Annotated in this window: 6 protein-coding genes; 3 read left to right on the top strand and 3 right to left on the bottom strand. The window is 48.8% G+C overall.

All coding sequences use genetic code 11. The features are described 5' to 3' along the window. Window positions 1–151: 151 nt before the first annotated feature. Window positions 152–1,162 (top strand): MBL fold metallo-hydrolase, encoded by a 1,011-nt coding sequence (locus JK199_RS15595; RefSeq protein WP_212377641.1) that lies wholly within the window; start codon window positions 152–154, stop codon window positions 1,160–1,162. A gap of 515 nt (window positions 1,163–1,677) precedes the next feature. On the opposite strand, the gene JK199_RS15590 is transcribed toward JK199_RS15595, so the two are convergent. Then, entirely contained in the window at window positions 1,678–2,619 is a 942-nt protein-coding gene (locus JK199_RS15590; protein ID WP_212377638.1) for a LysR family transcriptional regulator, read from the bottom strand. A gap of 108 nt (window positions 2,620–2,727) precedes the next feature. Between JK199_RS15590 and JK199_RS15585 the strand changes: the two genes are divergently transcribed. Then, window positions 2,728–3,261: a lipocalin-like domain-containing protein gene (locus JK199_RS15585; protein ID WP_212377635.1), complete on the top strand. Its 534-nt coding sequence runs from the start codon at window positions 2,728–2,730 to the stop codon at window positions 3,259–3,261. A gap of 89 nt (window positions 3,262–3,350) precedes the next feature. Further along, window positions 3,351–4,113 (top strand): IS5 family transposase gene (locus JK199_RS15580; RefSeq protein ID WP_408742403.1). Its coding sequence is split into 2 segments (ribosomal slippage): window positions 3,351–3,670 and window positions 3,669–4,113, totalling 765 coding nucleotides; the frame shifts between segments, so codons are not numbered across the junction. A 157-nt stretch (window positions 4,114–4,270) separates the two neighbouring features. Here JK199_RS15580 and JK199_RS15575 read toward each other — a convergent pair. Together JK199_RS15575 and JK199_RS15570 are read right to left on the bottom strand one after the other, a co-directional pair. Then, the gene (locus JK199_RS15575; protein ID WP_212377632.1) at window positions 4,271–5,011 is read right to left on the bottom strand and encodes a DOPA 4,5-dioxygenase family protein; all 741 of its coding nucleotides are present in this window, start codon (window positions 5,009–5,011) and stop codon (window positions 4,271–4,273) included. Between the two features lie 31 nt (window positions 5,012–5,042). After that, window positions 5,043–6,341, bottom strand: coding sequence for a TonB-dependent receptor domain-containing protein (locus JK199_RS15570; RefSeq protein WP_212377629.1), 1,299 nt, complete (start codon window positions 6,339–6,341; stop codon window positions 5,043–5,045). Window positions 6,342–6,391 lie beyond the last annotated feature (50 nt).

The following is a 6,391-nucleotide window of genomic DNA, read 5'->3' as shown; positions in this document are numbered from 1 at the left end:
CCATTCCCTCAATTAGAACCGGAGGAATGGAAGCATACAGAAGAACTCAAAACCAGGGGGTTTTTCGAACCCTCCACCTGATGAAACTCTGAAAATCCGGCGTCACCTCTGGCGCCCGGATACAGACTGTCAGAAGAGGAAATCCTGAAGAATGATTTGGCATACAAATCTGGCGTTCTACTCAACCTTGTTTCTGACTCTTCTGCCTGTCAGGGGATATCCCCAACACGTCTTGCTATCCGACTCTGACGAACCAGTGATTGTGACACTCGGAACGGGTGGCGGGCCCATTGCCAGAAGCGAACGGGCGGAAACATCGACAGCTATTCTCGTCGGCTCCCGGACCTACCTTGTCGATGCAGGCAATGGGACATTGCAAAGACTTGCTGCGGCACATATTCCGCTTTCATCAATCACCGCAATTTTCATCACACACTACCATATCGACCACACAGGAGATTTGCCGGCTCTGATCGGCACCCGTTGGGTCAATCGTATTTATACTCCGATGTTCATCGTGGGACCACCGGGTGTAGAGGATATTACCGCCGGAATCTGTCGTTTTCTTGAACCAGCCAGACAGGCACGTACGGGACACATCAATGCAGCCCCCTCCCCCTGCAGCACGCTCAGACCTGTCGTGCTAAAAGCGCCTTTAAAAGGTTTTGACGGAAAAGACTTCCATTTAACTTCCGTTGTGAATACGCATTATCATGGAGAAACCTCTCGCAGCGCTGACTCACTCTCGCTCCGTTTCGAATTTCCTCATGAGACGCTTTATTTTACTGGAGATACCGGTCTGACTGCGACTGTCATCAATCACGCTCACGGTGCAGACGTACTAATCTCCGAAGTGATTGATGAGGAGGCAACACGAGCGTATCTAAAAAGCCATTATCTCCATTCTTCTATTTCTGAAAACGATGCTCTGCTTCAGCATATGGTTTCAGAACATATGACACCGTTACAAGTCGGACAACTAGCATCACAGGCCCATGTAAAATCCGTGATCCTGACTCATCTTGTTCCGGGACTCGATGGAGAAACTGGAGAAAGCCACTACATAGCCGGTATAAAAAACGCCTTCTCTGGACCTGTTTACCTATGGCATGATCTCATGAAGTTCGAGCCCGCTCCCAACCATATTTTCCGACCGCATTGATCTGACAACAATATCCAAGAATGATTGAAAATTTTTATATAAATCCTTCTTCATAATGAGTATTATATGCTTCTTCGGTAAACGGTTATTTTCAGCGCATCAAGAAATGCATACTCGTTGATTTTTACGTTACAATACTACAATTAATTAAATTTTTTGGAATAAAATTAAATTATTTACAAGCATAATATTTTACTGATTTTTAATCGAGGTCTCTTCTCTTCAACGCAACAGGCAATCCATAACGGCAAGACAAGCCTGAACAGCAGCAATATCGCATTCCAGAACTGGAACAGGACGGGAGAGCAGAGTTTGTAGTATGATATCCGAGAGATTCTGAGCAGCTACTAACTACCTACAATCTGACTGCCAGCATCTCGGCCAGCCGGCGGGTCACTCAAGAACTCTTTGGTCTTTAGCCCGCCGTGCCTCACAACTTAAAATACGGCCATCAGTATCGAGCACGGACGTCACGATATCAGCGGTCATTAAACAAGATAGACCGACAACCACTTTTAACGCGTTTCATCCCTAGCGAGCTCATCACCAAACCCGTCCGCGTCACGGAAAAACTCCCGCAACAGATCCAAAAAAGCCCGTACATTGGCGTTAGACTGTTGGCACGGCAACATGACAGCATACAGATCAACCTTCTCACCGTAAAAATCAGGCAGGATCCGGACCAGACGCCCACTGGCGATATCACGATAAACATCACTCAGTAGTTTATAGGCAATGCCGCGCCCGGACACGGCCCAGTCATGAATGATCTCGCAATTGGTACTCGAAAATTTAGGGCTCACCGTCACCACATGCTTGTCATGCTCATTACCTACGGCCCATTTATTAAGGACTGTCATCGTCTTCTGTCGCCGGATACACAAACAATCATGGCTGGCAAGATCATTGGGTGTCTGCAGCACAGGCCGTTTCTCGAAATAGGTCGGAGAAGCACAAAGTACTCGCCGTGTCGTGGCCAGAAGGGTAACAATCGACCCAGGCGTATCCGGCAAACCCAGACGGATATTAATGTCCAACAGGCCATCACCAGGATCGTGTATGCCTTCGCTAGCCAGCACAAGACTGATCTGGAGCTTGGGATAACGCTCGCTGAACGCTTCGATAAACGGGGCAATCTGGCGACGCCCCAATTCCATGGGCGCTCCCACAATCAGATTACCCTGCGGCTCGCTACTGGCCGAAGCAATCTCATTTTCAAGGACATCAATTTCCTCTATAATGGCCATCCCCCGGCTGTAATAAACCTGCCCGGCCTCGCTAAGACGAAAGACGCGGGTAGTTCTGATAATAAGTGTCACGCCAAGTCGTGCTTCAAGGGTTGCCAGTTTTCGGGAGATAGCAGCCGGTGACGTGCCCACGGCGCGAGCGGCGGCAGTTATGCTGCCTGCATCAACAAGGTTAGTAAAAAATCTCAGATCGCTGGCTTCGCCCTGCATACCACTTGTCCATTGTTGCTTCTGTTGAAAAAGCGTTTTGTTTTTAAAGCTGCTACCAGATCACCATTTCTTGAGCGCATACTCTACTGAAATCAGAGGAGTTATGACGTGAATATCGTTCAGAAGAAAAGCCTCGTTTTGGCAGATATGGAATCCGTCCCGACAGATAACGCTGTTTCGGATAAGAAAAACAACCCTTTATCCGAACTGGTTGATGACGAGCTCAAGAAAGCCCTGATCGGCACATGGCAGCTTGTTTCCTATCAGGTCGAACTGCAGGAAACCGGCGAATTCATTGATGCTATGGGGGCCACACCGCGCGGCCGAGTCATCTTCACACCTGACAACTGGGTGGCCTTCAATCTGGAAGGCAGCAACCGAACACCCGCAGAAACAGAAGATGATCATATGACGCTTCTGAACACGCTGGTCGCCTATATCGGTCGCTACCGTATCGAGAAAAACCAGTGGATTACCACGGTCGAAACCGCCTGGGCCCCCCAGTGGGTCGGCACCGAACAACGCCGCACCGTAACTGTGGATGACGAATTTGCCCGCGTCATAACACCTTGGCGGAAAATGCCGAACTGGGGCGGTGGTAAGATGTCCCGCAGCATTATCCGCTTCCGTCGAGCCCACTGAGGATCAAAACAAACTAGGCTCAGGACCTATTAATTTATTGAACTGAACGAGAGGTTGTAATGCACAGGCGTACCGATGGAGGTGAGGCTGTGAGTGACGTGTTTTTGCTGTATGAGAGCCAGATGAGGCTGATTGAGACATTTTTCCCTCTGGCACACGGAGTGCCCCGCGTGGATGATCGGCCTGTTCTGAGCGGGATCGTTTATGTCATCCATAACGGTCTTCAGTGGAAAGACGCTCCGACAGCGTATGGTCTGCACAAGACTTTATGCAACCGCTTTATCCGGTGGGGCCGTCGGGGTGTCTTTGACAGGATCTTTGTCGCCCTGACAGAACAGGCTGGCCGTTCGAAGCGCCTGATGATCGATGCAACACATCTCAAGGCGCACCGAACATCGGTGTCCCTGCTCAAAAAGGGGCTTTCCCCGCCATATCGGACGGACAAAAGGCGGCCTAAACTTAAAACTTCATGCCATGTGCGATGATCAGGGCCGACCTGTCCGCCTTCATCTGACTGCTGGACAGGTCAGTGATTTCAAAGGTGCTGATGTGCTGCTGGCGGACCTGTCGAATGAGACAGAGGACGTCATCGGTGATCGGAGATACGACAGCAATACAATCAGACAGTCTCTCGCAGACCGGAACATCACCCCCTGTATTCCGCCGAAGAAGAACAGGAAATCAAAGCCACCTTACAATTGGCATCTGTATAAAAAACGCCCTCTGATCGAAAACATGTTCGCGAAACTGAAAGACTGGCGACGGGTGGCAACACGATACGACCGCTGTGCTCATACATTCATGTCCGCAATCCAAATCGCAGCAAGCTTCATCTTCTATCCTAAAGAATGAGTCCTAAGCCTAGGAGACCGGCCAATCTCCTACCCCTCCATGTGCCTGTGACTTCCTGCATCACAACCAACTCAATCTTCAGTCGCAAAGATAGGAGACTTATAGAGAAAGGCATGAGAGACAAAATACCCCTCATACCTCTCACAACCAGATCCCTTCAGACTTCGGGTTTAATAGTGGGGTGAGTATTGGGGTAAATCTGCTCGACCGCAGGCTGCCCTTTTCCGGGTTTTTTCATACCAAATGCATTAACCGGCTGAGCTCTGTTTACCCACAAAGCATAATACAAATGGTCTGAGCGCGGATCATCCGTATTGGGATGAATAAGAATTGTCAGATCCAGGTTATTTAACTGCAACCACGGCACGATCACTGGTAATTGCTCATTACTAAAACCAAAATAAAAAGAGGGTGTAACATGCGGCCCGACAGGCTTTGTATTCCAATGCCCCATTTCAACTCTGAACCGTTCAGCAGACCATTTTCTGAGCAGAGCTGCTTTCTGGTAATTATCTTCATTAAAGTAAATATGAGCATGATAGCTTTTAATATCTGTATAAGGTCGCGGCTTTGAGGGAAGAGGGTCTTCATTCGGCCGGAAGCCCGGTGGGCGGGTGGTCGCTTCCAGCTCAGGATGTTCACCCCACGGACTATGCCCCGGCAAATGCGGAACCTCAAAAGGTCCGGGCGGCGGCGCGGCTCCGTCGCCATGAACCGCCTGAGCCAATGCTTTTCCTGCGCCCAGCGCTGACGCAAGAAGCCCACCACCAGCAAGCAGCCCTCCACGCCCCAATAATTGCCGCCGTCCCGGCGAGAGCAGATTAGCCCATTCGCGATCAATATCGTCGATAGCTGTCGGGGACACGTTTTCTGCCTGAGGCTGATCATGCTTTGACATCAGTTTTTCCTTCAAAAAATCATAGAATTTTTCAGAGTTTTACGGATACGCGTCCGTAGTAGTAGCCACCAAGCACACCCAGCGGCCCGCTATTGTCATACAGACCGGTAAATTGCGAATTGTAGGCCGGGATTGCACTTTTAGGGATCTTGCTTGGATACTGATTCAGAAGATTATTAGCACCTACAGTAACATTGACCCGCTTTGTAACATCGTACCCAATATTGAGGTCCGTTACGAAAGACGGCGTAATATTATAGCTTCCACCAGTCACATCGTTATAGCGTTTAAGAGCACCGTAGTGAGTTTCCCTTACAAATATGGAGAACTTTCCATATTGATAGCTTAAAGAAACAATTTCTTTATCAGGCGGAGAGCGATATCGTAATGTATATTCTGTCGATTTAGAGAGAATACCAATATTAGGTAACCCCTGAAGCACAGATGGAATAGCATTTCTTTTGGTGACGAGGGTGTCATTAATATTCACACCCGCAGTCCATCGGAATGTGCCACCGCCGATAGCATGGTGACCATCAGCCGTAAAATCCAGACCGCGCGTTCTGGTATTGCCAATATTTGTAAAATAATGGGCAATCAGACCATTTCCGGCTGATATGCCTGCGCTGTTCAGTAAAGTCTCAATTTGATTCACTTGAGAAGTTGTTAATTCATTACCACTCCCATCCAGCGCAACACCCGTGCTCCGGTCAATTCCAATATCGGCAGACGTGCCAATACGATTGGCCACATCAATTTCATAAACGTCCAGACTGAGATTGACTGATTTTTCGGGGCTATAAACAAGACCCGCCGTAAAATCACGAGACGTCTCCGGTTTTAACGGAGACGCTCCTAACGCCCGCGCCACACCCGATGTGGGTTGCGCCAGCATATAGGACGTACCATTATGGTCAGATGTATTTGAGTAAGACTCAGTCACCAGACTGGGAGCATGGAAGCCATTACTAACTGTCGCCCGGAACGCAAAATTATTCGTTATGTCGTAACGGGTTGAAAATCTGCCCGAGAAATTTTTCCCAAAATCTGAGTAACTCTCTATTCTTCCTGCCAGGTCAACAGTCCAGTTTTTTGTAACTTTACTCGCCAGCCCGACATATCCCGCAAAGCTATGGCGCGATGAACTGTTCGCATCAACTGGCAAATACCCGACCAGACCAGAAGAGCCAGACCCGACATAAGAATTATATTCACCAGCCCCCAGAGACTGGGTTTCATTCTGAAATTCGAAACCGCTGCTGAAGTCGAGAGGTTTGGCAAAAAATGGAATATTAAAAGACCGTGACGTGCCCCCCGAAAATGTAACCATTTAAAAGTAGAGTCCGATCGAGAAGGATACGGACGAATGAAACGCAGTCG

It is taken from the genome of Acetobacter persici, assembly GCF_018256955.1.
Lineage (GTDB): Bacteria > Pseudomonadota > Alphaproteobacteria > Acetobacterales > Acetobacteraceae > Acetobacter > Acetobacter persici.
This window is presented reverse-complemented; position numbering and strand designations above follow the sequence as displayed.

Bases quoted from the DNA above. Each gene is read 5' to 3' on its own strand.
- JK199_RS15595 (WP_212377641.1), top strand. From the start codon at position 152: ATGATTTGGCATACAAATCTGGCGTTCTACTCAACCTTGTTTCTGACT.
- JK199_RS15590 (WP_212377638.1), bottom strand. From the start codon at position 2,619: ATGCAGGGCGAAGCCAGCGATCTGAGATTTTTTACTAACCTTGTTGAT.
- JK199_RS15575 (WP_212377632.1), bottom strand. From the start codon at position 5,011: ATGTCAAAGCATGATCAGCCTCAGGCAGAAAACGTGTCCCCGACAGCT.
- JK199_RS15570 (WP_212377629.1), bottom strand. From the start codon at position 6,341: ATGGTTACATTTTCGGGGGGCACGTCACGGTCTTTTAATATTCCATTT.